1 protein-coding gene and 1 pseudogene are annotated in these 726 nt (G+C 76.6%); both read right to left on the bottom strand.

The genetic code is table 11. The features are described 5' to 3' along the window. Nucleotides 1-307 (bottom strand): annotated as a pseudogene (locus ACYVE9_RS29510) (hypothetical protein); the annotation flags it as partial. Beyond that, nucleotides 304-726, bottom strand: a 423-nt coding sequence (locus ACYVE9_RS29505; protein WP_461030934.1) for a molybdopterin-dependent oxidoreductase, incomplete at its 5' end; no start/stop codon positions are given. The gene ACYVE9_RS29505 and the pseudogene ACYVE9_RS29510, both read right to left, overlap by 4 nt.

The raw sequence follows: 726 nt of genomic DNA, 5'->3' as shown, positions 1-726 counted from the left end.
GGTTCGCGGGCGTCGGGCGCAGCAGCACCGGCGCCGCGACCAGCGTCAGCGAGCCCGCCGTGATGAGCGCCGCCCGCCACAGCCCCCGCCAGCGGCCGGCTCCCGGCAGCCGGTACAGCACCCAGCCCGCGGCCAGTACCAGCGGCACCAGCGCGAAGTCGTGCAGCAGCACCGCCCCGGCCAGCCAGAGGGCCACCGGCACGGCCGTGCCGGGCCGGGCGTCGACCAGCAGGAACCAGCCGCCCACCGCCATCAGCAGACAGCCGACCGCCCCCAGCCCGGCCCGCAGGGCCCGCACGCCGCTCATGCCAGTACCTCCAGTCGGGTCACCCATTTGGTCTGGAGCACGCCGGGCCGGTTCGCGGAGATGACACGCGCCGGATACCCGTGGTCGGCGTTGAGCACCTCACCGTTGATCCGCAGCGCCAGCAGCGTCAGCGGGTCCCGGGCGTGGCCCGGGCCGATCACCGAGGTGCGGAACGCGCCGCCCTGCTGCAACGACACCACCCGCACGGCCGCCCCCGACGGCGCGCCGGCCCGCTCCAGCAGCTCGCCCAGCCGGACGCCCTCCCACAGCGCGGAGGCGCTCCACCCCTCCACACAGGTGATCGGCAGCTCCGCCCGGGACTGCGGCAGCCCGCCCAGCTCGGCGAGCGTCAGCGAGAACGGGCGGGGGCCGTCGACGTCCAGGCGCCAGCCCCGCAGCATCTCGGGCGTGATCCGGGC

The sequence above is a fragment of the Streptomyces sparsus genome (genome assembly GCF_054776295.1).
The sequence above is the reverse complement of the archived record's forward strand: the minus strand, read 5'-3'. Positions and strand labels throughout refer to the sequence as shown.